The sequence below is a fragment of the Streptomyces sp. NPDC051211 genome (genome assembly GCF_040689505.1).
GTDB lineage: Bacteria > Actinomycetota > Actinomycetes > Streptomycetales > Streptomycetaceae > Streptomyces.
Window position 1 is genome coordinate 16220 of record NZ_JBFBAV010000043.1, and the last position, 24288, is coordinate 40507.

A 24288-nucleotide genomic window follows, 5' to 3' on the forward strand; every position below is an offset into this window, starting at 1 on the left:
CCCTGCACCCCTCAGGAAGATCCCCGCGCAGAGAGTGACACCGCCATGCCCAGAATCTCCCGCCCGACCGCCGCCGCGGCCCTGGCCGCCGCGATATCCGTGCTCGCCACCGCCTGTACCGGCTCGGCCGGGAACAAGGCCGACGACGACCCGGCCGCGGACGTCACGCTCACCTTCTGGCACGGCTGGTCCGCACCGAGCGAGGTCAAGGCCATCGAGGAGAACATCCGGCGGTTCGAGGCGGCCCACCCCAACATCAAGGTCAAGGTCACCGGCAACATGACCGACGACAAGATCAACCAGGCGCTGCGGGCGGGCGGCGACAAGGCACCGGACGTGGTGTCCTCCTTCACCACCGACAGCGTGGGCAAGTTCTGCAACTCCGGCGCCTTCACCGACCTGAACCCCTTCCTGGCCAAGTCGAAGATCGACACGGCGAAGGTGTTCCCGCAGTCCCTGCTGAACTACACCCGGTTCGAGGGCAACCAGTGCACCCTGCCGCTGCTGAACGACGCCTACGGGCTGGTCTACAACAAGGATGCCTTCAAGGCGGCCGGCATCACCGCCCCGCCCAGGACCTGGAGCGAGTTCACCGAGGTCGCGCAGAAGCTCACCAAGCCCAAGGGGGACGGTTACGAGCAGGTCGGGCTGATGCCGACCTTCCACGGCTACGAGACCACCCCGATGCGGCTGGCAGCGCAGTGGAGCCCCACCTACTTCACCCCGGACGGCAAGTCGAACCTCGCCCGGGACCCGGCGTTCGCCAAGATGCTGACCGCGCAGAAGGACCTGGTGGCCAAGCTGGGCGGGTACGAGAAGCTGGAGAGGTTCCGGGCCTCCTTCGGTGACGAGTGGGGTGCCGAACACCCCTTCCACAAGGGGCAGGTCGCCATGCAGATCGACGGCGAGTGGCGGCCCTCCATGGCCGAGGACGCCGGGGTGGCGTTCGAGATCGGCACCGCGCCGCTACCGGTCCCCGACGAGCAGGCCGCCGACTACGGCAAGGGCTACGTCTCCGGCACGATCATGGGCATCGCCTCGGTCAGCACGAAACAGAACGCGGCCTGGGAGCTGGTGAAGTACATGACCACCGACACCGAGGCGGTGGTGGCCTTCGCCAACGCCATCCACAACGTGCCGTCCACGATCGAGGCGCTGGCCTCGCCGAAGCTCCGGGTGGACGAGAACTTCAAGACGTTCCTGGAGATCGCCAAGCACCCCAAGTCCTCCACCACCCCGCCGCAGGCGGACGGCGGCACCTACCAGCTGACCTTCCAGGACCTGGGCTACGCGCACGAGAAGGGTGCTGTCGCCGACCTGCCGGCGGCCCTCGCCAAGGCGGACGCGCAGATCGACACGGACATCGCGAAGGCGAAGTAGCCCGAGCCGATGCCCTCGACGCACACGCACACACTGCGGGCGAAGCGCCGCCGGTCCGCCCTGCGGACCGCGGCGTTCATGTCGCCCTGGCTGATCGGGTTCGGCGTCTTCTTCGCCTACCCGCTCCTGTCCACCGTCTACTTCTCCTTCATGAAGTACGACGGCTTCCGGCCGCCCGTCTTCAACGGGCTGGACAACTGGACGTATGTCTTCAGCCAGTACCCGCTGTTCTGGCCGGCGATGCGGAACACGCTGTGGCTGGTCGTGGTGATGGTGGCCTGCCGGGTCGTCTTCGGCCTCGGCGTGGGCCTCCTGGTCACGAAGCTCAAGACCGGCAGGGGGGTCTTCCGGACCCTGTTCTACCTGCCCTATCTGGCCCCGCCGGTGGCCGCCACCCTCTCCTTCGTGTTCCTGCTGAACCCCGGCACCGGCCCGGTCAACGCCCTGCTCGACGGGATGGGGCTGCCGCAGCCCGGCTGGTTCACCGATGCCGGCTGGTCCAAGCCCGCGCTGACCGTACTGGCCGTGTGGGGGGTCGGCGACCTGATGGTGATCTTCATGGCGGCGCTGCTCGACGTACCGAAGGAGCAGTACGAGGCGGCCGAGCTGGACGGCGCCGGCTCCTGGCAGCGGTTCCGCCACATCACGCTGCCGAACATCTCGCCGATCATCCTGTTCGCGGTGGTCACCGGCGTGATCCAGGCCATGCAGTACTACACCCAGCCGCTGGTCGCGGGGAAGGTGGCGGCCGGCGTGATCGGCGGCTCGGGCCAGCAGTTCGAACCCGGCTACCCCGACAAGTCCACCCTGACCCTGCCGCAGATCGTCTACAACGTCGGCTTCCAGCGCTTCGACTACGGCACCGCCTGCGTGCTCGCCCTGGTCCTGTTCGCCCTCTGCATGGCCTTCACGGCCCTGCTGATGCGCCGCCGCGGCGGCCTGATCGGAGGTGGGCGGTAGTGCTCCACCGCAAGGCCGTGCTCCGCTGGATCGCCGTCCACTCCCTCGGGGTGGCCGCGGCCCTCTTCTTCGTCCTGCCGTTCGTGTTCGTCCTGCTCACCTCCCTGATGACCGATCAGCAGGCCCTCACCCGGGACCTGGTGCCGGACACCTGGGTGTGGGAGAACTACGCCGAGGTGTGGAACACCCCCGGCTTCCTGACCTGGTGGCGCAACACCCTCCTGTACGCGGGACTGGGCACCCTGCTGACCGTGGCCTCCTCCGTCCCGGTGGCGTACGCCCTGGCCAAGTTCCGGTTCCGCGGGCAGCGGATCTCCCTGCTGCTGGTGATCGCCACGATGATGCTGCCGCCGCAGGTGGTCGTCATCCCCATGTACCTCTTCTGGGCGAAGCAGCTGGACCTGTCCGGCACCCTGTGGCCGCTGATCATCCCGCTGGCCTTCGGCGACGCCTTCTCCGTCTTCCTGCTCCGCCAGTTCCTGCTGACCATCCCCGACGAGTACCTCGACGCGGCCCGGGTCGACGGCTGCGGCGAGTTCCGCACCCTGCTCCGGGTGGTCCTGCCGATGGCCCGGCCGGGCATCGCCGCGGTCGCCCTGTTCTCGTTCTTCTGCCTCTGGAACGACTACTTCGGCCCGCAGATCTACGCCTCCGACAACCCCGCCGCATGGACCCTCAGCTACGGCCTGGAGTCCTTCAAAGGAGCGCACCACACCGACTGGAACCTCACCATGGCCGCCACGGTGCTGGTCATGGCCCCGGTGATCGTCCTCTTCTTCTTCGCCCAGAAGGCGTTCGTGGAAGGCGTCACCCTGACCGGAGTGAAGGGTTAGGCATTCATGAAACTCGCAGTGGTGGGCGGCGGTTCCACCTACACGCCCGAGCTGGTCGACGGTTTCGCGCGGCTGCGCGACACCCTGCCGGTCGGTGAGCTCGTCCTCGTCGATCCGGCCGCCGAGCGCCTGCGGCTGGTCGGCGGACTGGCCCGGCGGATCTTCGCCAGGCAGGGGCGTCCGGGGGTCGTCACCACCACCTCCGACCTGGAGGCCGGGGTGGCCGGTGCCGATGCCGTGCTGCTTCAGCTGCGGGTGGGCGGGCAGGCGGCCCGGCAGCAGGACGAGACCTGGCCGCTGGAGTGCGGCTGCGTGGGGCAGGAGACCACCGGCGCCGGGGGCCTGGCGAAGGCGCTGCGCACCGTGCCGGTGGTGCTGGACATCGCCGAACGGGTCCGGCGGGCCAGCCCGGACGCCTGGATCATCGACTTCACCAACCCGGTCGGCATCGTCACCCGCGCCCTGCTGCAGGCCGGCCACAAGGCGGTCGGCCTGTGCAACGTGGCCATCGGCTTCCAGCGGAAGTTCGCGAAGCTGCTGGACCTGGCGCCCGCCGAACTGCACCTGGACCACGTCGGGCTGAACCACCTCACCTGGGAGCTGGGCGTCCGCCGGGGCGGGCCGGGCGGCGCGGACCTGCTGCCGGAGCTGCTGGCCGGGCACGCCGACGCCCTCGCCGCCGACCTGCACCTGCCGCGGACCGTGCTGGACCGGCTCGGCGTCGTCCCCTCGTACTACCTGCGGTACTTCTACGCGCACGACGAGGTGGTCCGGGAGCTGGGCGAGAAGCCCTCGCGGGCCGCCGAGGTCGCCGCGATGGAGCGGCAGCTGCTGGACATGTACGGCGATCCGGCGCTGGACGAGAAGCCGGAGCTGCTGGCCCGGCGCGGCGGGGCCTTCTACTCGGAGGCGGCCGTGGACCTGGCCGCGGCCCTGCTCGGCGGCGGCTCCCCCGTGCAGGTCGTCAACACCCTGAACCGGGGCACCCTGCCGTTCCTCGCCGACGACGCCGTCATCGAGGTGCAGGCCGAGGTCCGCGGCGGTGACGGGTCCGGTCCGGTGCCTCTGGCCGTGCCGCCGCTCGACCCCCTGTACGCGGGGCTGATCGCGCACGTGTCGGCGTACGAGGACCTGGCGCTGGACGCGGCGCTGCGCGGGGGGCGGGAGCGGGTGTTCAGGGCGCTGCTCGCGCACCCACTGGTGGGGCAGTTCGACCGGGCCGAGGGCCTCACGGACCGGCTGCTCGCGCACAACAAGGAGCACCTGGCATGGGCGTGACCCGTCCCCGGCAAGCGGCGGTCCTGGCGATCGACGCGGGCAACAGCAAGACGGACGTCTCGCTCCTGGATGCGGACGGGTCGGTGCTGTGCTCCGGGCGGGCCGGCGGCTTCCAGCCGTCCCGGACGGGGCCGGCGCAGGCCGTCGACGTGCTGGCCGAGGCGCTGGCCGCCGCCGGGATGCGGGACGGGGACCGGGCCGCGCCCTGGGCCGAGCACGTGTCGGCCTGCCTGGCCAACGCCGACTTCCCGGTGGAGGAGCGGCAGCTGGCCCGGGAGATCCGGCGCCGGAACTGGGGCCGGGTGACAGCGGTGCACAACGACACCTTCGCGCTGCTGCGGGCCGGGCTGCCCACGGGCACCGAGCCCCGCGGCGTCGCCGTGGTGTGCGGGGCGGGCATCAACTGCGTCGGGATGACCCCGGACGGCCGGACCGCGCGCTTCCCCGCGGTCGGCCGGATCTCCGGCGACTGGGGCGGCGGGGGCGGACTGGCCGAGGAGGCCCTGTGGTGGGCGGCCCGGGCCGAGGACGGGCGGGGGGAGGCGACGGAGCTGGCCCGTGCGCTGCCGGCGCACTTCGGCCTCGATTCGGTGTACGCGCTGATCGAGGCGCTGCACCTGGGCCGCATCCCGGGCGGGCGGCGGCACGAGCTGGCGCCGGTGCTGTTCGCGGTGGCGGCCGCCGGGGACCTGGTGGCGCTGTCGCTGGTGCACCGGCAGGCCGACGAGATCGTGGCCATGGCGTCGGTGGCGCTGGACCGGCTGGACCTGCTGGACGAGGAGGTTCCGGTGGTGCTGGGGGGCGGTGTGCTGGCCGCCCGGCATCCGCAGCTCAACGACCGGATCGCGGCGGGCCTCGCCGAACGGGCCCCGCTCGCCCGGATCTCGGTGGTCCTGGCACCGCCGGTGCTCGGCGCGGCCCTGCTGGGGCTGGACGCGGTCGGTTCGGCGCCGGCGGCGTACGAGAGGCTCCGCACCCAGTTCCCGGAGGGGTCGCGCGTCCCGGTGTGAAGGGGGAACCACGAAGCGGAACCGCGGGGCCGACCGCGGGGCGGAACCGCGGCGCTCGTGCGGACGTATTTGCCGGTGAAGGGCGGCGGGGGCGGATCGACGGAGATCCGCCACGATCGGCCACGATCCGCCACCTGATGCTGTGCACGGCCGTCGGTACGGCCATACTGCTGCGACGACAGCAGTAGTCCGCGACCAGGGGGAGGTCAGGTGGCCACGATCACCAGCGCGCCCGCGCCGGAGGGCGGCACCGCCGCGCCCCCGCCGCGGCCGCGCCGCACCGCGTGGGCGGAGGGCGTGGACCGGGTCCGCGGGGCCGCCACGACCGAGCCCGGGCGGCTGCGCATCATCGGGGCCGTGCTGGCCGTGCTGGTGGTGGCCTTCGGCGCGGTGACGGCCTGGCAGATCGCGGACCGGACCGCGGCGGCCGACGACGTGGTGCACCGCAGTCAGCCGCTGAGCGCGGACGCGGCCAGCATCTACCGTTCCCTCGCCGACGCCGACACCACCTCGGCCGGCGGGTTCCTCGCGGGCGGGCAGGAGTCGCGGGCGGTCCGCGAGCGGTACGAGAAGGACATCGCGAACGCCTCCCGGCTGCTGGTGAAGGCAGCCGCGCACGCCGGTGCCGGAGCCGAGTCCCGGCGCGAGATCGCGCTGCTCGGCGAGCAGCTGCCGCGCTACACCGGGCTGATCGAGCAGGCCCGCGCCACCAACCGGCAGGGTCTGCCGCTCGGCGGGGCCTATCTGCGGTACGCCAACGAGCAGATGAGCAGCCAGCTGCTGCCCGCCGCGCAGCGGCTGTACGAGGCGGAGACCCGCCGGCTGTACGCGGACCACGACGCGGCCCGGTCCTGGCCGCTGGCCTCGCTGGGCACCGGCGTGCTGGCCCTGGCGGCCCTGGTGTGGGCGCAGCGGCGCAACTACCGGCGGACCAACCGGGTGTTCAACCACGGGCTGCTGGCGGCGACCGCGGCCTCGACGGTGGTGCTGCTGTGGCTGGCGCTCGGCCACACCATGGCCCGGTCGGGGCTGGACGAGGCGCGGGCGCACGGCCAGGAGTCGCTGAAGGTGCTCAACGACGCCCGGATCGCCTCGCTGCAGGCGCGGGCGAACGAGAACCTGACCCTGATCTCGCGGGGTGCCGTCCTCGCCGAGGACGGCAAGTCCGACCGGTACGACGTGGACCACGTGCGGAACATGAAGGATCTGGACGCGGGCCTGACGGCGGCCCTGCGGCTGGCCGACGACGGCGCGGGCCGCACCCCGGTCGAGCAGGCGGCACAGGGCGTGAAGCAGTGGCGGGAGCGGCACGCGGCGGCCCGTGAGAGCGATGTGAAGGGCGATTACGAGCTGGCGCTGCCCCAGGTCATCGGCGGCCTCGACAAGAACAGGGTGTCCTGGGACCGGACCAGCAGCGGGGCCTCGTTCGACACCGTGGACGCCAGCCTGGAGCAGGCGGTCGCCCACGAGCAGCGGGAGTTCACCGAGGCGGCCCGGGGCGGTCTGGCCGCGCTGGGCGGGCTGGTGACGGGTGCGGCGGCCCTGGCGGTCGTGGGCGCGGTGGCGGCGCTGCTCGGTATCGGGCGCAGGCTTTCGGAGTACAGGTGATGCGGATGCGCACGGGGCGGTACGGGAGCGAGGGCGACGGCGGCGAGGTCGTGCGCCCGGCCGGGCGAGGGCACCGGAGCCGGCTGCGCGGCTGGGGCGGGGTGACCGCCATGGCCGGGGCCTGTGCGGTGACGGCCGCGGCGGTGCTGCTGCCGCTGGCCCACGGCGCCCCGGGCGCCGGCGGGCCGCCCGCCGGGCAGACGGCCGGCCGGTCGGCCCGGCTGCCCGCGGTGGCCCCGGCGCTGCCGGGTGCGGACACCTGCCGGGACCCGGAGGCGAGCCTGCGCCCGAACGGCCTGGACGGCGCGGCGATCCAGCGGATCAAGGCGGCGAAGAAGCTGGTCGCGGGTGTGGACCAGAACAGTTTCCGGTGGGGGTACCGGGATCCGGCGACCGGTCAGCTGACCGGGTTCGACATCGATCTGGTGCGGGCGATCGCGCAGGACATCCTGGGCGACCCGGACGCGGTGATCTACCGGGCCATTCCCACCAGCCAGCGCGTCCCGGCACTGAAGGAGGGCCGCGTCGACATCGTGGTGCGGACCATGACCATCAACTGCAAGCGGCTGGAGGAGGTGGCGTTCTCCACCGCCTACTTCGAGGCCGGGCAGCAGGTGCTGGCCCCGAAGAACTCCGGGATCACCGGGTACGACGGCACGCTGAAGGGGAAGCGGATCTGTACCGCGGCCGGGTCCACGGCGGAGGCGGCGCTGAAGAACGAGTCGTACGGTTCGGTCCCGGTGAGCGTGCCCAACCAGCTGGACTGCCTGGTGCGGCTCCAGCTGGGCGAGGTCGAGGGGATCGTCACGGACAACGCGCTGGCGGCCGGGCAGGCCGCCCAGGACCCCTCGGTGGAGCTGGTGGGCAGTCCGTTCACCAAGGAGTTCTACGGGGTGGCGATGAACCGGGACGCGACCGATCTGGTACGCCGGGTCAACAAGGTGCTGGAGAACTACCGGGCGGGCGGCGGGAGCAGTCCCTGGATGACCTCGTACGACCGGCATCTGAAGGCCGACCTGCGCGGCGTCGGCGCGCCCCCGGCACCGAAGTACCGGGACTGAGCGGGGTGACCGGAACGGAGGCGGTGATGGACCGGGACGAGGTCGACCGTGCGCTGGCCCGGCTGGGCGCGGAGCACGAGGCGGTGGAGAGCTCGCTGCTGGCGCTCCAGGACCATGCCGGCCGACGGCTGCTGGAGGGGGCCGGGCTGACCGGCGTCACCAAGGAGCGGTGGGCGGCCGCGGACGCGGCGATCGGCCGGCTGTGGACGTACTTCGACGCGTACAGCGGGGCCCTGTCCGCCGCCCGGGAGATCCGGGACCGGCGCCGGTGGCCGAACCGCGAGGAGCTGATCGAGCTCACCGAGCGGCTGCGCGGCCCGGGGGTGCTGATCGCGGGCGGCACGGTGGAGAGCAACCGGCTCGCGGAGCGGCTGTCGCTGGCCGAGCTGGTGGCGCGGATGAACGAGTTGTACGCGAGCTCGCTGGACGTGGTGGTGGCGGCCGACGCGGTGTGGTCGGCGCTGCCCGCCCGGATCGACCTGCTGGCCGCCGAACTGCACCGGACCCGGTCGCTGGCGCACTCGGTGGGGGTGCGGCCGGGCGAGCATCCGGCGGGCGACGACCTGGCGGAGATCACGGCGGAGCTGACCGCGCTGCGCGCGGAGGTGATCGCCGATCCGCTGGCCTTCTGGGTGCCCTCGTCGGGCAGTTCGGCGCCGGGCGGCGGCCGCCCGGACACCGTCCGGTACGACCGGGCGGCGCTGGCGCTGGAGGACGTACGGCGGGAGGTGGAGGCGGTCCTGGACGTGCGGCAGGACTCCGAGCAGCGGCTGATCAGCCTGCGGGACGTGCTGTCGCGGGCGGACCGGACCCTGGCCGAGGCGCGGACCGCGCGCGGCGAGGTGCTGGCGAAGATCGCCGCCTCCGAGGTCCCGGCGGTCAGCGGCCCGCCCATCGCGCTCCAGGAGCAGCTGGCGGCGGCCGCCGACTACCGGCGCAACGCGCAGTGGCACCGGCTGTCCCCGCTGCTGGAGTCGTTGGAGGAGCGGGCGGAGGACGAACTGCGCCGGGCCCGCGCCTCGTTGACGGCGGTGACCGCGCCGCTGGCGGTGCGGGCGGAGCTGCGCGGCCGGCTGGACGCGTACCGGGCGAAGGTGGCCCGGCACGGGATGGCGGAGGACCCGCTGCTGACCGAGCGGTACGACACGGCCCGGCGGATGCTGTGGAGCGCGCCCTGTGACCTGCGGGCCGCCGAGCAGGCGGTGCTGCGCTACCAGCAGGCGACGGCCGAAGCCCTGACGCCGAGAGAGGACACGAGATGAGCCTGGCCGGGACTGCGTGCCGGCGGCCCGACTGCCCCGGTGCGTACGAGGACATGGGCGGCGGGGAGCTGTACTGCGACACCTGCGGGATCGCGCCGGAGGCGGCGGCCTCGGAGGTGGTGTCGCCGCCGACCGGGATGACGAGTGCGGCGCGCGGCGGGTCTGCGGGGTCGGGGCCGTCGGCGCGGTCCTCGGGCTCGGCCCGGTCGGCTTCGTCCTCGCGGGCCTCGGCGCGGTCCTCGCGGTCGTCGTCCTCGCGGCGGTCGGTGTCGGGGCGGCTTTCGCGTGCGCTGTCGGGGACCGTGTCCACGCGGTCGGTGTCGGTGCGCAGTTCGGGCTCCGCGTCCGCGGCGTCGGGGCGGAACCGGCTGGGGGCCGGGCTGGTGACCGTACCGGATGTTCCGCGTCCGGATCCTTCGGCGGCGGTGCTGGAGAATCCGGAGGTGCCGGAGCGGAAGCGGTTCTGCTCGCGGTCGGACTGCGGGGCGCCGGTGGGGCGTTCGCGCGGCGACCGGCCGGGCCGGACCGAGGGCTTCTGCACCAAGTGCGGCCACCCGTACTCCTTCGTGCCGAAGCTGCGCGGCGGTGACGTGGTCCACGGCCAGTACGAGGTGGCGGGCTGCCTGGCGCACGGCGGTCTGGGCTGGGTGTACCTCGCGGTGGACCGGGCGGTGTCGGACCGGTGGGTGGTCCTGAAGGGCCTGCTGGACACCGGGGACCAGGACGCGATGGCGGCGGCGATCTCGGAGCGGCGGTTCCTCGCGGAGATCGAGCACTCCAACATCGTGCGGATCTACAACTTCGTGGAGCACCTGGACCAGCGGACGGGCTCGCTGGACGGGTACATCGTCATGGAGTACGTCGGCGGGAAATCGCTGAAGGAGATCGCGAACGAGCGGCGCCGGCCGGACGGGCGGCGGGATCCGCTGCCGGTGGAACAGGCCTGCGCCTACGGCATCGAGGCGCTGGAGGCGCTGGGGCACCTGCACAGCCGCAACCTGCTGTACTGCGACTTCAAGGTGGACAACGCGATCCAGCAGGCCGATCAGCTGAAGCTGATCGACATGGGCGCGGTGCGGCGGATGGACGACGAGGAGTCGGCCATCTACGGCACGGTCGGCTACCAGGCGCCGGAGGTGGCGGAGGTCGGGCCGTCGGTGGCGTCCGACCTGTACACGGTGGCGAGGACGCTGGCCGTCCTCACCTTCGACTTCCAGGGCTACACGAACGTGTTCGCGGACTCGCTGCCGGATCCGGAGCACATCGAGGTGTTCCGCCGGTACGAGTCCTTCTACCGGCTGCTGGTACGGGCCACCGACCCGGATCCGGACCGGCGGTTCGCCTCCGCGCAGGAGATGGCGGACCAGCTGACGGGGGTGCTCCGCGAGGTGGTCGCGCTCCAGAGCGGCCGGCCCCGCCCGCACCTGTCCACGCTGTTCGGCCCGGAACTCCGCGTCCCGGACACGCTGCTGTTCGCGGACTCCCCGGACCGCGAGGTCTCCCACCTGGGCGCCCGCCCCGCCTCGGGCCGCAGCCGGGGCCGGGGCCGGGGCCGTGCGGTGGGCCCGGCCGTGCCCTCGGCCGGCGGGCCTGCCTTGGGCGCGCCCGGGTCTGCCGGGCCGGGCCACGGCCCGGCGGCGGGCGGCGCGGTGCCGCCGCAGGCAGGCCCGTGGGCCGGTGCCCCGGCGAACGGTGTTCCGATGCCCAACGGCCACGGCCTGCCGGCCGGCACGCCGCCGGGCGGAGTGCCGGTGCCCGGGCCCAACAGCCACGGCCTGCCCGTCGGTACGCCGCCCGGCGGGGTGCCGGTGCCCGGGCCCAACGGCCACGGCCTGCCCGTCGGCACGCCGCCCGGCGGGGTGCCGGTGCCCGGGCCCAACAGCCACGGCCTGCCGGTCGGTACACCGCCCGGCGGGGTGCCCGTCGCGGCAGCCGGGGCCGGTCCGGCCGGTGGGGCCGTTGTCGGGATCGGGACGACCGCCACGCACGTGGCGGGCGGGCCGGCGCCGGCCGCGGCACCGGCACCGCTCCCGGCCGCACCGGCCGGGACCGCCCGGGTGCCCGCGCCCCGGCAGGGGGAGGCCGGGCCGGAGGGACTCGCCCGGCTCGCCACGCTGGACGCCAGGGACACCGCGCTCGCGCTGCCCGTGCCGCTGGTGGACTCCACCGACCCCAACGCCGGGTTCCTCGCCGGCCTGCTCGCCTCCGCACCCGGCGATCTGCTCGGCGCCCTCGGCTCCGCGCCCGCCGACTCCGCGGAACTGCGGCTGCGGGAGCTGCGGGCGCGGCTGGAGCTGGGTGAACTGGCCGTGGCCGGCCCGGCGCTGGCCGAGCTGGAGGCCCGGCACCCGGACGACTGGCGGGTGGTCTGGGCGCGCGGCATCACCTCGCTCGCCACCGGCGACAACGAGGTCGCCGCGCTGTCCTTCGACGCGGTCTACGACGCCTTCCCGGGCGAGCCCGCGCCCAAGCTGGCGCTCGGCCTGTGCGCGGAGATCCTGGGCCAGCTGGACAACGCCGCCGAGTACTACCGGCTGGTCTGGCTCACCGACCCGGGGTTCGTCAGCGCCGCCTTCGGGCTGGCCCGGGTGCAGCTGGCCACCGGGGACCGGTCCGGAGCGGTGCGCACGCTGGAATCCGTACCGGAGTCCTCGATCCACTACACCGCTGCGCGGGTCGCGGCGGTACGGGCACGTCTGCGCGAACGGTCCCCTGTGGAGCCGCTGCTGGCCGATCTGTCGGCCGCCGCCGGGCAGGTGGAAGCCCTGCGGCGGTTCGGCCTGAGCCCGGAACGGCACGAACGGCTGTCGACCGAGGTTCTGGGCTCGGCCCTGGACTGGGTACTGTCGGGTAGCCGGGGTGCGGACCCCGGTCGGACCTCGCTGCTCGGCAGTCAACTCGACGAGCGGGGGCTGCGCTTCGGCCTGGAACGCTCCTACCGCGTCCTGGCCCGGCTGGCGCAGCGGGGCGAGGAGCGGATCGAACTGGTGGAACGGGCAAACCGTTTCCGTCCCCGGACGTGGGTGTGAGTGATGGAGCGGATGCAACAGCCGTCGGGCTGCCCCAGCTGCGCGGAGCCGTTGGAAGAGGGCGACCTCTTCTGCGGCCGCTGCGGACACGACCTGTCCTCCCCGCCGCCACAGGCCGACCGTCCCACCCTGGCCGTGTCCGTGCAGCCCCCGGCACAGGGCTACGCGCCGACGGCGCCGGCGCCCGCGCCGGGCGGGTTCGGCCCGGCGGGAGCCTTCGGATCGGCCGCGCCGGCCCCCGGCCTGCCCGCGCCCGGCTGGGAGGGCATGGCGGGTGCCGCGGCGGCGGTGCCGCAGGCGGCCGGTGATTCGGCCGGCCGGCCCGGCACCGAGGCCACCGCCCCGGACGGCTGGGAGCAGCACCGGCCCACCCGGTACGACGGCCCGTCGCAGGACCCGTACGGGGCCGCCGCCCGGCACAACACCCCGGGCGTGCCCGGACCGTACGACGGCGCTGCCGCCGGTGCCGGCGGGCACGCCAGGCACGACGCCCACGGGGCCTCCGCCGGTGGCGCCGATCACGGCGAGGCGGCCGGCCACGGCGAGCACGGCCGCTACGACACGCCCGCCCCGGCCGAGCCGGCGGCCTCGCCGGCCCCCGCCCCCGCCCCCGCGGCCCCCGCCCCGGGCGGGAAGGCCTGTGTCGCCTGCCGGGCCGGCCGGGTCGACACCGACGGCTACTGCGAGAACTGCGGGCACGCCCAGCCCCGCGAGCGCGACCACGTCGAGGAGGAGCTCGGCAGCGTCGCCGCCGTCAGCGACCGCGGCCTGCGGCACCACCGCAACGAGGACTCCTTCGCGGTCTCCGCGACCGCGCTGCCCGACGGGTCCGCCGCCACCATCGCGATCGTCTGCGACGGCGTCTCCTCCGCCAGCCGCCCCGACGACGCCTCCGCCGCCGCCGCGGCCGCCGCCAACGAGGCCCTGCTGGACGCCCTGCCGCGCGGCGCGCACCCCCAGGAGGCCATGCACTCGGCCATCCTGGCCGCGGCGAACGCCGTCAACGCGCTCGCCCCGGAGGTGCCCGGCGCCCAGAACGCGCCGGCCTGCACCCTGGTCGGCGCGGTGGTCAGCGGCGGCCTGCTCACCGTCGGCTGGGTCGGCGACAGCCGGGCCTACTGGGTGCCCGACGACCGCGCCGCCCTCCCCCACCGGCTCACCGAGGACGACTCCTGGGCCGCCCAGATGGTCGCGGCCGGACTGATGGGCGAGGCCGAGGCCTACGCCGACGTACGCGCCCACGCGATCACCGGCTGGCTCGGCGCCGACGCGTACGAACTGGAGCCGCACACCAAGTCCTTCCGGCCGGACCACCCGGGCGTGGTGATCGTGTGCACCGACGGGCTGTGGAACTACGCCGAGTCGGCCGCCGAGATGGCCTCCGTGGTGCCCGTCGACGCGTCGTCGCGCCCGCTGCACAGCGCCCAGGTGCTGGTCGGACACGCCCTCGACGGCGGCGGTCACGACAACGTGACCGTGGCCGTCGTGCCGTTCGCCGTGCCCCCGTCCGCCACCCCGCAGGCCTGATCCGCAAGGAGACCGTCCCGTGGCGAACTTCGCCAAGCCGAGCGCCCCGCGGTTCACCGCAGAGGTCTACCAGAACGAGTTCCTGCCCATGGGCGGGCGGGACGTCCACGCCATCGTCACCGTCACCTCCACCGGCGGGGCGATCGCGACCCGGGCGGCGCTGCCCGGCTCCGCCGCCGTCGTGATCATGGTCGACTGCTCCGGGTCGATGGAGTACCCGCCGGCCAAGATGGAGGGGGCCCGGCAGGCCACCGCCACCGCCGTCGACGCCCTGCGCGACGGCACCTCCTTCGCGGTGATCGCCGGCACCCACGTGGCCAAGGAGGTCTATCCCGGCCAGGGCCGGCTCGCGGTCGCCGACGCGGCCACCCGCGCCCAGGCCAAGGAAGCCCTGGGACTGCTGCGGTCCGGCGGCGGCACCGCCATCGGCACCTGGCTGCGGCTCGCCGACGGGCTGCTGCGGGGCAGTTCCGCCGCCATCCGGCACGGCATCCTCCTCACCGACGGCCGCAACGAACACGAGGAGCCGGAACGGTTGCGCGCCACCCTCGACGCCTGCGCCGGCCGGTTCACCTGCGACGCCCGCGGGGTGGGCACCGACTGGGAGGTGAAGGAGGTCACCGGGATCGCGAGCGCCCTGCTCGGCACCGCCGACATCGTCGCCGACCCGGCCCACCTGGCCGGGGACTTCCGGCACATGATGGAGGAGGCCATGGGCAAGGAGGTCGCGGACGTCAGCCTGCGGCTGTGGACCCCGGTCGGCGCGGAGATCCGGTACGTGAAGCAGGTCGCCCCCACCGTGCTGGACCTGACGGACCGCCGTACGGAGACCGGGCCGCGGGCCGGGGACTACCCGACCGGGTCCTGGGGAGACGAGTCCCGCGAGTACCACGTGTGCGTCCGCGTGCCGGAGGCCGGCGTCGGCCGGGAGATGCTGGCCGCGCGGGTCTCGCTGGTGCTCCCCGACCCGGCGGGCCAGGCGCCGTCGGTACTCGCTCAGGGACTGGTCCGGGCCGTGTGGACGGACGATCTGGCCGCTTCCACCGCGATCAACCCCCAGGTGGCCCACTACACCGGGCAGGCCGAGCTGGCCCAGGCCATCCAGCAGGGACTCGAAGCTCGCAAACTGGGTGATACCGGTGGCGCCACGGCCAAGCTGGGTCGTGCCGTACAGCTGGCAGTTGCGTCCGGGAACGAGGACACTGCCAAACTGCTGGCGAAGGTGGTCGACGTCGTCGATGCGGCTGCAGGTACTGTGCGGCTGAAGGCAAAGGTTGCGGACGCGGACGAGATGACCCTCGAAACGCGTTCCACCCAAACCGTACGAGTGAAAAAGACCTGACGAGGACCTGCCGTCTTGACGCAGGGAGAAGGGGGACGGGCCGACATGCCGACCTGCCCGAACGGGCACCAATCGGTCTCCGACGACTGGTGCGAGGTCTGCGGCCACCGCATGGCCGCCCCCGCGGGCGCGCCCGCGGCGCCCTCCTACGGATACGGCTACCCGCCCTCCGGCGGCGACGCGACCGCCCAGGCCGAACTGTGCCCGCAGTGCCGGACCCCGCGCGAGGCCATGGCCCCGTTCTGCGAGGAGTGCCGGTACAACTTCCTCACCCGTACGGCGAGTTCGTACACCCCGGCGGCGCCCCCGCAGCCCATGGCCCCGGTCCCGCCGGCCCCCGCCCCGCCGGCGCCCGCGCCGTTCGCCCAGGACCCGTACGACTACCAGGGCTCGCGGCCCTCCCAGGTCAACCGGCCGGCCGAGGCGCTGGGCGGCGGGGACGACTGGATGCTTCCGCCGCCGTCCCAGCAGGCGCAGCAGCAGTACCAGCAGCAGCCTCCGCCGCCCCCGCAGCAACACCAGCAGCACCCTCAGCAGCAGCACCAGCAGCACCAGCAGCACCAGCAGCAGGGGTACCCGGGCCAGGGCGGCCCCGGCCCCCAGGGCGGCGCCTGGACCGCGACGGTCGGCCCGGACCGCTCGTACTTCATGGCGATGATGCACCGCAGCGGCCCCGAGGCGGCCGGGCTCAACCTGCCCGCCTACTCGCCGGAGCAGCACCTTCCGCTGTCCGGCGGCCAGATCACCATCGGCCGTCGCCGCGCCTCCACCGGTGAGTCCCCGGACATCGACCTGTCGGTGCCGCCGGAGGACCCGGGCGTCTCGCACCAGCACGCCGTCCTGGTCCAGCAGCCGGACGGCAGCTGGGCGGTGGTGGACCAGAACTCCACCAACGGCACCACCATCAACGGCGGCGAAGAACCCATCCAGCCGTACGTGCCGGTCCCGCTGAACGACGGCGACCGGGTGCACGTCGGCGCCTGGACGACCATCACCGTCCGCCGCGGCTGACCTCCCCCTTCACCCCTCCCCCAGGGGCCACACGTACGGCCCCTGGGGATCGTCCAGCCAGCACCACTGGCCCGCGCCGCTGACCGTCACCCCGAACCGCTCCCGGGCCGGCCTCCCCTCGGTGCGCCACAGGTCCAGCGCCTCCCGCGGGTGCAGCGCGCCCGCCGTGAGCACCAGCATGAACTGGAAGCGCTCGTTCTCCAGCAGCTCGTACGGCGGCCCGCCCCCGACCCCCTGCGGCGCAGCCTCGGCTCCGCGCAGCGGCACGAAGTACGCCGAGGTGTGCAGGAAGCGGCCCTCGGCGAAGTCGGCGTCCTGCACCCGCAGCGCGATCAGCCCGGTGGCCAGGGGTGCCAGGATCCGCGCACCCGGCCGGCACTGGCCCAGCCAGGCGTGCGGGATCTGCGGCAGCGTGCAGGTCACGATGATCCGGTCGAACGGGGCCCGGCCCGGTGCCCCGCGCGCTCCGTCCCCGGTGATCACGGCGGGGTGGTAGCCGAGCTGCGCCAGGTGCGCCCGCGCGGATTCCGTGATGTCCGCGTCCAGGTCGACCGTGGTGACCCGCTCGTCGCCGAGCCGGTGGCAGAGCAGGGCGGCGTTGTAGCCGGTGCCGGCGCCGATCTCCAGCACGTTGTCGCCGTCCCGGACGTCGAGGGCCGCCAGCATCTTCGCCATCAGCGAGGGCTGGCTGCTGGAGGAGACGAGTTCGCCGTCGCGCAGCCGGGTGGCCAGCGGGGTGTCGGTGTACACCCCGCGCAGCCAGCGGGCCCGCTGGGCGGGATCGGGGTCCTCGCCCCAGACCCGCTCCTGGCCGGCGCCCCGGCCGGTGAAGTAACAGGGGACGAAGACGTGCCGGGGCACCGCCGCGAAGGCCGCCCGCCAGGCCGGATCGCGCAGCACCCCGGCCGCGGTCAGCTCCCGCACCTGCGCGGCGTGCGCGGCCTCGGGGTCCACGGTGTGCACGGCGTGCACCTGGTGTGCGCCCATGCCTCCACTGTCCTGCGCGCGGGGCGGGGAGGCGAACGGTCCTAGGACTCCCGTCCTCCGTCCGGGCGTCTGAGACGATGGTCGGGTGAATGAGATTCCGCGGGGCACGCTTCAGGAGCAGACCTTTTACGAGCAGGTGGGCGGCGAGGAGACCTTCCGCCGTCTGGTGCGGCGTTTCTACCAGGGGGTCGCGGAAGACCCGTTGCTGCGTCCGATGTACCCGGAGGAGGACCTGGGTCCGGCCGAGGAGCGGTTCGCGTTGTTCCTGATGCAGTACTGGGGCGGGCCCACCACCTACAGCAACCACCGGGGCCACCCGCGGCTGCGGATGCGGCACGCCCCGTTCCAGGTGGACCGGGCGGCCCACGACGCGTGGCTGCGGCACATGCGGGTGGCGGTGGACGAGCTGGCGCTGGCCCCGGAGCACGAGGCGCAGCTGTGGAAGTACCTGACGTACGCGGCCGCCTCGATGATCAACACCGGCGACTAGGTCCTGCCCGCCCCGGCCGGGGCCGTACCGGTCAGACGGGGCGGACCTGGAGGGAGCCCAGGCCGCCGCCGGGGCGCCGGGTGGCGACGGACCCGTACGGGGTGCGCAGGCGCAGCCAGCTCCCGGAGGCGAACAGCGCCACCGGTTCGGGGGCGCCGGGCGCGGGGGTCCGGGCCGGCACGGTGGACCGTATCGGCCTCAGGAAGCCGAGCGACTGCGCGGCATGCACGGCACGCAGCGGCAGTTCGGTGTCGCCCAGGGTCCGGGACCAGATCTCGCGGCCGATGCGGTCCCGCTCGGCCCGGGTGCGCCGGTCCTCCGGCAGGGCCTCGTCGCGGGAGCGGAACTCGGCGACGGCGGCGGCGACGGCCGCGCGCATCGCGTCGGGTCCGGGCAGTCCGGGCACCTGGCGCCAGCCTCCGCGGGGCGGCAGGACACCGGCCCAGGGCGGCCCGGTGACGGGCCCCGGGACGGCGGCGGTGCCGGCGGTCTCGTCGACGGACTCCAGGAGTTCACCGGCGGACACGGTGAGGTCCAGGGTGACCGGCTCGGCGAGCCGGGCGGTGCGGATCGCGAGGACCTCGAAGGACGGCGGGCGGCCGAAGACGGCGAGCGCGCCGCCGCCCGCCTGGAGGCGGACCGCGGCGGCGCGGTCGTAGTGCACGAGCCGGCCCAGGAAGGCGGCGAGGTCCGCCGCCTCCCCGGAATCGGCGAAGCGCAGCTGTCCGGTCATGCGGCCCGGGCCGAGCCGGCCGACGGCCCCGACGTCGCCGAGTCGTCGACGTACTCCTGGAGGAACCGGCGCTCCTCCTCGGTGATCCGGCGGGGCCGCTGCGCCTCCAGGTCGAAGGGGACGACGACCGTGGACGCGCTGACGTACACGACGTCGGCGTCCTTGACCTCGTAGGCGATGGTCAGCGACGCCGCGCCTATCTTCGTCACCCAGGACTCGATGGTGACCGGCTCGTGCCGGTGCACGAGCGGCCGCTTGTAGTCGATCTCGTGCCGGGCCACGACGGACCCGCCCTGGAAGGACTGCGAGCCGTTCCCCGGCGCCAGCCGGAACATGAAGTCGATGCGGGCTTCCTCCAGGTAGCGGAGGAAGACCACGTTGTTGACGTGCCCGAAGGCGTCCATGTCCGACCAGCGCAGGGGGCACCGGTAGATGTGTCTGGCCACGCTGCTCAGCCTCGCGTGAGCTTCTTGTAGGTCGCGCGGTGCGGACGGGTGGCGTCCGGGCCGAGGCGCTCGACCTTGTTCTTCTCGTACGACTCGAAGTTGCCCTCGAACCAGAACCACTTGGACTCGCCCTCGTACGCCAGGATGTGCGTGGCGACTCGGTCCAGGAACCAGCGGTCGTGGGAGACGACCACGGCCGCACCCGGGAACTCGAGGAGCGCGTTCTCCAGCGAGGACAGGGTCTCGACGTCGAGGTCGTTGGTGGGCTCGTCGAGGAGCAGCAGGTTGCCGCCCTGCTTGAGGGTGAGCGCCAGGTTCAGGCGGTTGCGCTCACCACCGGAGAGCACGCCGGCCGGCTTCTGCTGGTCCGGGCCCTTGAAGCCGAATGCGGACACGTACGCCCGCGAGGGCATCTCGACCTGGCCGACGTTGATGTAGTCCAGCTCGTCCGACACGACCGCCCAGAGGGTCTTCTTGGGGTCGATGTTGGCGCGGCCCTGGTCCACGTACGAGATCTTGACGGTCTCGCCGACCTTGATCTCGCCGGAGTCCGGCTTCTCCAGGCCCTGGATCATCTTGAACAGCGTGGTCTTGCCGGCGCCGTTCGGGCCGATGATGCCGACGATGCCGTTGCGCGGCAGCGTGAAGGACAGGTCGTCGATGAGGACCTTGTCACCGAAGGCCTTGGAGAGGTTGGAGACCTCGACCACGATGGAGCCCAGGCGCGGGCCCGGCGGGATCTGGATCTCCTCGAAGTCCAGCTTCCGCATCTTGTCCGCCTCGGCGGCCATCTCCTCGTAGCGGGCGAGACGGGCCTTGGACTTGGCCTGGCGGCCCTTGGCGTTGGAGCGGACCCACTCCAGCTCTTCCTTGAGGCGCTTCTGGCGCTTCTCGTCCTTCTTGCCCTCGACCTTGAGGCGCTCGGACTTCTTCTCCAGGTAGGTGGAGTAGTTGCCCTCGTAGGGGTGGGCGCGGCCGCGGTCGAGCTCGAGGATCCACTCGGCGACGTTGTCCAGGAAGTACCGGTCGTGGGTGACGGCCACGACGGCGCCCTTGTACTGGGCCAGGTGCTGCTCCAGCCAGTTCACCGACTCGGCGTCGAGGTGGTTGGTGGGCTCGTCGAGGAGCAGCAGGTCGGGGGCCTCCAGCAGCAGCTTGCAGAGGGCCACGCGGCGCTTCTCACCACCGGAGAGGTTGGTGACCGGCCAGTCGCCGGGCGGGCAGCCCAGGGCGTCCATGGCCTGCTCCAGCTGGGCGTCGAGGTCCCACGCGTTGGCGTGGTCCAGGTCGTCCTGGAGCTTGCCCATCTCCTCCATCAGCTCGTCGGTGTAGTTCGTCGCCATTTCCTCGGCGATCGCGTTGAACCGGTTGAGCTTGCCCTTGATCTCGCCGACACCGTCCTCGACGTTCTCCAGGACGGTCTTGGACTCGTCGAGCTTGGGCTCCTGCATGAGGATGCCGACGGAGTACCCGGGAGACAGGTACGCCTCGCCGTTGGACGGCTGCTCAAGGCCCGCCATGATCTTGAGAACGGTGGACTTGCCGGCGCCGTTCGGGCCGACCACACCGATCTTCGCGCCGGGCAGGAAGTTCAGGAAGACGTCGTCAAGGATCACCTTGTCGCCGTGCGCCTTGCGCGCCTTGCGCATGGTGTAGATGAACTCAGCCAAGAGAAACCGTCCGGCAGATCGATGGTGGGCAGATACACCCCATAGTGCCTGACGTCCACCCCACGGGGGAAACCCGTCCGGCCCCGCCGGGCCTCCCCGGGGCGCCGCAACCCCGTGCCGGGCGGCCTTGCGGACGGGATCGCGGCGGGACGGCCGGGAGGTGGGGAGCGGGGGGTCAGCGGGGGCGGTAGACGGTCAGGGCGGAGGGGAGTTTTTCCAGGGTGCAGGCGCTGGGGGCCTGGGCGTACTCGCCGTCGTAGGCGACCGGGGTGCCCGGGGGGATGTCCTCGAGGTGGAGGGTGGTCAGGCGGGTCGCGACGTGGGCGGGCGAGCGGGTCAGCGGGCCGGCCAGGGCGGCGGCGAGGAGGCGGATGCCGGGGCGGCCGCCGCCGTGGACGAGCCGGATGTCGAGGTGCGGCTCGCGCAGGCTGAGGCGGCGGCGCGGGGTGGGCCCGGTGCCGTGGTAGGTGCCGTTTCCGGCGAAGAGGAGCCACACCTTGCGGGGCCGGCCGGCCAGCCGGAGCCGGAGGGGGCGCTCGGTGCGCAGGACGTGTACGGCGGCCAGCACGGCGGCGGGGCCTCCGCCGATCCGCGGGGCCCAGCGGAGCCGGCGGCCCAGCAGCTGGGGGTAGACGCCGAGGCTGAAGGTGTTGAGGAAGTAGCCGGGCTCGGCGGAGCCGTCCGGGCCGGGGGTGAAACGGCCCACGCCGACGCGGACGGCCTGTCCGGCCTCCACGGCCCGGCAGGTGTCCTCGGGGCCGACCAGACCGAAGTCCTGGGCGAAGTGGTTCAGGGTGCCGCCGGGGAACACGGCCAGCGGGATGCCGGCGCGGAGGGCGGCGGAGGCGGCCGCGTTGACGGTGCCGTCGCCGCCGCACACGCCGAGCGCGGTGGACCGGGCGGCGGCCTCGGCGAGGACGGCGGGCAGTTCCGATCCGTCGACCTCGACCACCTCGGCGGCCGGGAGTGCCTCGCGCAGGGCCTGCGCGCCGCCGCTCCCGCCGGATCCGGTGTTGACGACCACGGTCAGACCGGCCCCGCCGGGCAGGGCCGGCGCCGGTGCCGGGTGCTCGTCACCCGGGGTGGTGCGGGCCCGCTCGGCGTCGAGCACGAGCCGCCGTACGACCAGGCCCGCACCGACCCCGAGGGCCGAACCGGCGAGCACGTCGGTCGGGTAGTGCGCACCGGTGTAGACGCGGGAGAAGGCCACCGACGCGGCGAGCGGGGCGACCGCCAGGCCCCAGCCGGGGGCGACCGTGGCGAGCCCGGTGAGGAAGGCGAAGGCGGAGGCGGAGTGCCCCGAGGGGAAGGAGGTGGTCCAGGGCTGGCGGGCGGGCAGCCGGACGGCCGGCACCCCCTCCAGCAGCGGCCGGGCCCGCCGTACGGACCATTTGCCGACGGTGTTGACGGTCGCGGAGGCCAGCGCCAGCGAGGCGGCCCCGTGCAGCGCCGCCCGGCGAACCCCGGCCGACCCGAACACGGCCAGCGCCGCACCGATCCCGCCCCACAGCAGCCCGTGGTCGGCGGCCCGGCTCAGCCGGGGCAGCACCCGGTCGCCGCCCGGCCAGTGCCGCCGGGCGACCGCGTCGAAGAGCGCCCGGTCCCACTGGGCGACCGCGCCCCGCCAGGTCAGCGGCCCGCCGTGGGCATCCGTGGCGGTCCGCTTCCGTCCGTCGTTCCGTTCCATCACCATTTGCTGCCCCTACCCGGCGACCGCGCCGCGAATCGGCCCGCCCCGCCGGGCGCCGCCCGGACCCCCGTGAGGGGTCCGGCTCGATCGGCCGGGCGGCCTAAGGCGCGTCCGCCCCGGCCGGCGGCTCGTCCTCGTCGAGGGGGCGCTTGCGGAGCAGCAGCACGACCATGCCGCCGAGGACGACCAGGCCGACCGCCAGGGAGGCGATCACCGGGGTGGCCGCGGAGCTGCCGCTGGCCGCCAAGTGGTCCTCGGGCTGTTCCTCGGCGGTCGGGGTCATGGCGGCGGGCGCGCCGATCGCCGTGCCGGGTGCGCCCTGCGCGGCCAGGTCGCGGGGCGTGGGTGCGGGCCAGACCGCTGCTGCCCCGGCGACGGCCGCCGAGTCGCTTGAGCCCGCCACGATCTGGGCCTGGCTGGGCCCGCCGCTGGTGAAGACCCGGCCGACCGGGACCCTCGTGGCCCCCTGGACGGTCACCGAGGCGGTGCCGTCGGGGGTGCCCGCCGGGACCTCGAAGTACAGCCGGGTGCCGTTCCCGGCGGTGGTGACCGGCTGTCCGTCCTCGCCCAGTACCCGCACGCCCATCCGCTCCGCCGCCGCGTCCGGGGCGACGGTGACGCTCTGCGCCCGGGTGCGGACGGTGACCGGTCCCAGCCGGCTGCCGGCCGGCCCGGACGCCTCGGCGGGCTGAAGGCTCAGCGAGGCGGGCGGTTCGGGCAGCCGCCGGGACGCCCGCTGGAGGTAGTCGGCCAGCTTCTCCGCAGCCGGGTCGGCCGCCTCCACGTTCACCCCGTCGGTCAGCCGCCAGATCGCCACCTGGGTGCCGGCGGCCGCGCTCTCCGCGGTGAGCGCGGGGGCCCCGGCCGCCTTCGCGAGCCCGGCGAGATCGTTGAGCTGGGGGTAGGAGTGCTCCAGCACCCACCGGATCCGGCCCGCCTCGCCGTTCCCGCCGAGCGGGCTGCCGCTCCACGGGGTCTCGGTGTACCGCTCCTCGGGCTGCGCGAAGCCGGCCACCCCCACTCCGTAGGTCTGCAGCATTCCGCCGCCGTCGACCCGCATCTCGTACAGCCCGGCGGGGATGTGCCGGACGGCCCCGTCCGTGCCGCGCAGCACGGCCTGGCCGTAGGTCTTCAGGCCGTCGAGCACGGCGCTCGCGCCTTCCGGGGGCCGGGACCTGCCCGGCCCCTCGGAGGCGGAGGCGGCACCCGGTGCGGCGGCGAGGGCGGCGGCGAGCAGCGCGACGGCCAGCGGCCGCCGCCGCGCCCCGGCGGACCCGGCGGCCCCGGCAGCCCCGGCAGGCACTGCGGACTCGGCACCCCCTGTGGACCCGAGGGCCCCGGCGGAGCCTGCCGAGGCGATGGAAGCGGAATGAGCGGGAACGGCAATAGACACAGTCTTCCCCTTCGGGCCAAAGACCCTGGTGCCCGTGAGTACCGGGGAATCCTAGCGGCCTCGAACACCTAGACCACCGCCGCCTTCTGAGAATCCGTCAGCATCGGCCCCGCCTTGACGATCCGGCGGAACGCCGCGGTACCTCGGGTGAGGTCGTGACCGATGGCCACGGCCTCGATGTCGGCCGAAAACCACTTCCGGCCTTCGCGCTCCTCGTCCCGCACGCGCAGTCTGCCGTGCACCACCAAGGGCTCGCCCACCGAGACGGAGCCGGCCAGGTTGGCCGCGAGCGAGCGCCGCGCCCACACGGTGTAGAAGCTGGTCGGTCCGTCGGCCCAGGCTTCCCTCTGCCGGTCGCGGAACCGCGGGGTCACGGCGAAGCGGAATCTCGCCGATGCTCCGTTCGGTGTTTCCCGGTAGTCGACCTGTGTCGCCACATGGCCCACCAGTGTCACCAGGGTCTCGTTCATCCCGGTCGTTCCCCTCCCCGTTGAGCGCGGGTCCCGCGCATGCTCGACACTTCTGCGATCGCGTACCGCCATGCTGCGCCCGGCCGCCCCCGACCCGCCCCGCCCTGT

At 73.9% G+C, this 24288-nt stretch carries 20 protein-coding genes; 13 read left to right on the forward strand and 7 right to left on the reverse strand.

Annotation, left to right across the window (positions count from 1 at the left end):
* Positions 1-45 precede the first annotated feature (45 nt).
* The 12 genes from AB0447_RS29805 (at position 46) to AB0447_RS29860 (ending at position 16301) form a co-directional block, all read left to right on the forward strand.
* Entirely contained in the window at positions 46-1380 is a 1335-nt protein-coding gene (locus tag AB0447_RS29805) for an ABC transporter substrate-binding protein (protein ID WP_366479940.1), read from the forward strand.
* 9 nt (positions 1381-1389) lie between these two features.
* A complete protein-coding gene (locus tag AB0447_RS29810; RefSeq protein ID WP_366479941.1) occupies positions 1390-2340 on the forward strand; it encodes a sugar ABC transporter permease in 951 nt (316 codons plus the stop codon).
* Complete coding sequence (locus AB0447_RS29815) at positions 2340-3173, forward strand: carbohydrate ABC transporter permease (RefSeq protein ID WP_366479942.1); 834 nt, start codon at positions 2340-2342, stop codon at positions 3171-3173. Before AB0447_RS29810 ends, AB0447_RS29815 begins: the two co-directional genes overlap by 1 nt.
* Positions 3174-3179: 6 nt before the next feature.
* Complete coding sequence (locus AB0447_RS29820; protein ID WP_366479943.1) at positions 3180-4451, forward strand: 6-phospho-beta-glucosidase; 1272 nt, start codon at positions 3180-3182, stop codon at positions 4449-4451.
* Positions 4442-5461, forward strand: a complete 1020-nt coding sequence (locus AB0447_RS29825; protein ID WP_366479944.1) for a BadF/BadG/BcrA/BcrD ATPase family protein — start codon at positions 4442-4444, stop codon at positions 5459-5461. The genes AB0447_RS29820 and AB0447_RS29825 overlap by 10 nt, the downstream gene beginning before the upstream one ends.
* A 297-nt stretch (positions 5462-5758) precedes the next feature.
* Entirely contained in the window at positions 5759-7069 is a 1311-nt protein-coding gene (locus AB0447_RS29830) for a hypothetical protein (protein ID WP_366479973.1), read from the forward strand.
* A 110-nt stretch (positions 7070-7179) separates the two neighbouring features.
* Positions 7180-8130 (forward strand): glutamate ABC transporter substrate-binding protein, encoded by a 951-nt coding sequence (locus AB0447_RS29835; RefSeq protein WP_366479974.1) that lies wholly within the window; start codon positions 7180-7182, stop codon positions 8128-8130.
* A 26-nt stretch (positions 8131-8156) separates the two neighbouring features.
* On the forward strand, positions 8157-9392 hold the full coding sequence (locus tag AB0447_RS29840) for a hypothetical protein (protein ID WP_366479975.1): 1236 nt from the start codon (positions 8157-8159) through the stop codon (positions 9390-9392).
* Entirely contained in the window at positions 9389-12421 is a 3033-nt protein-coding gene (locus tag AB0447_RS29845; RefSeq protein ID WP_366479945.1) for a tetratricopeptide repeat protein, read from the forward strand. The genes AB0447_RS29840 and AB0447_RS29845 overlap by 4 nt, the downstream gene beginning before the upstream one ends.
* A gap of 3 nt (positions 12422-12424) precedes the next feature.
* On the forward strand, positions 12425-13948 hold the full coding sequence (locus AB0447_RS29850; protein ID WP_366479946.1) for a protein phosphatase 2C domain-containing protein: 1524 nt from the start codon (positions 12425-12427) through the stop codon (positions 13946-13948).
* Between the two features lie 19 nt (positions 13949-13967).
* Positions 13968-15290, forward strand: coding sequence for a VWA domain-containing protein (locus AB0447_RS29855; RefSeq protein WP_366479947.1), 1323 nt, complete (start codon positions 13968-13970; stop codon positions 15288-15290).
* Positions 15291-15335: 45 nt separating this feature from the next.
* The gene (locus AB0447_RS29860) at positions 15336-16301 is read left to right on the forward strand and encodes an FHA domain-containing protein (protein ID WP_366479948.1); all 966 of its coding nucleotides are present in this window, start codon (positions 15336-15338) and stop codon (positions 16299-16301) included.
* 9 nt (positions 16302-16310) lie between these two features.
* On the opposite strand, the gene AB0447_RS29865 is transcribed toward AB0447_RS29860, so the two are convergent.
* Positions 16311-17288 (reverse strand): methyltransferase domain-containing protein, encoded by a 978-nt coding sequence (locus tag AB0447_RS29865; RefSeq protein ID WP_366479949.1) that lies wholly within the window; start codon positions 17286-17288, stop codon positions 16311-16313.
* 85 nt (positions 17289-17373) lie between these two features.
* On the opposite strand from AB0447_RS29865, the gene AB0447_RS29870 reads away from it, so the two are divergent.
* Complete coding sequence (locus AB0447_RS29870; RefSeq protein ID WP_366479950.1) at positions 17374-17778, forward strand: globin; 405 nt, start codon at positions 17374-17376, stop codon at positions 17776-17778.
* A gap of 31 nt (positions 17779-17809) precedes the next feature.
* Here AB0447_RS29870 and AB0447_RS29875 read toward each other — a convergent pair whose 3' ends face one another.
* The 6 genes from AB0447_RS29875 to AB0447_RS29900 form a co-directional block, all read right to left on the reverse strand.
* A complete protein-coding gene (locus AB0447_RS29875; RefSeq protein ID WP_366479951.1) occupies positions 17810-18511 on the reverse strand; it encodes a hypothetical protein in 702 nt (233 codons plus the stop codon).
* A complete protein-coding gene (locus AB0447_RS29880) occupies positions 18508-18957 on the reverse strand; it encodes a thioesterase family protein (protein WP_366479952.1) in 450 nt (149 codons plus the stop codon). Before AB0447_RS29880 ends, AB0447_RS29875 begins: the two co-directional genes overlap by 4 nt.
* 5 nt (positions 18958-18962) lie before the next feature.
* The gene (gene ettA, locus AB0447_RS29885; RefSeq protein WP_366479953.1) at positions 18963-20627 is read right to left on the reverse strand and encodes an energy-dependent translational throttle protein EttA; all 1665 of its coding nucleotides are present in this window, start codon (positions 20625-20627) and stop codon (positions 18963-18965) included.
* Positions 20628-20802: 175 nt separating this feature from the next.
* Positions 20803-22314 (reverse strand): phosphatase PAP2 family protein, encoded by a 1512-nt coding sequence (locus AB0447_RS29890; RefSeq protein ID WP_366479954.1) that lies wholly within the window; start codon positions 22312-22314, stop codon positions 20803-20805.
* A 103-nt stretch (positions 22315-22417) separates the two neighbouring features.
* Positions 22418-23620 carry a TQXA domain-containing protein gene (locus tag AB0447_RS29895; RefSeq protein ID WP_366479955.1) on the reverse strand — a complete coding sequence of 401 codons (1203 nt, stop codon included), beginning with the start codon at positions 23618-23620 and terminating at the stop codon, positions 22418-22420.
* Positions 23621-23778: 158 nt separating this feature from the next.
* Positions 23779-24180, reverse strand: coding sequence for a single-stranded DNA-binding protein (locus tag AB0447_RS29900; protein ID WP_366479956.1), 402 nt, complete (start codon positions 24178-24180; stop codon positions 23779-23781).
* Between the last annotated feature and the right edge of the window lie 108 nt (positions 24181-24288).